General features: G+C 53.8%; 1 rRNA gene. It reads right to left on the bottom strand.

Features of this window, described 5'->3' with window-relative positions:
- A 23S ribosomal RNA gene (locus MFP24_RS00170) occupies positions 1-266 on the bottom strand; the annotation flags it as partial.

The raw sequence follows: 266 nt of genomic DNA, 5'->3' as shown, positions 1-266 counted from the left end.
TTGGTCTTCCGGCGTGCGGGTTTTTCACCCGCATTATCGTTACTTATGTCAGCATTCGCACTTCTGATACCTCCAGCAGCCCTCACAGGCCACCTTCAACGGCTTACAGAACGCTCCCCTACCCAACAATATCGCTATTGCTGCCGCAGCTTCGGTGCATGGTTTAGCCCCGTTACATCTTCCGCGCAGGCCGACTCGACCAGTGAGCTATTACGCTTTCTTTAAATGATGGCTGCTTCTAAGCCAACATCCTGGCTGTCTGGGCC

This window comes from Brenneria tiliae, from assembly GCF_023347575.1.
In the GTDB taxonomy this organism is placed as follows: Bacteria; Pseudomonadota; Gammaproteobacteria; order Enterobacterales; family Enterobacteriaceae; genus Brenneria; species Brenneria corticis.
The sequence above is the reverse complement of the archived record's forward strand: the minus strand, read 5'-3'. Positions and strand labels throughout refer to the sequence as shown.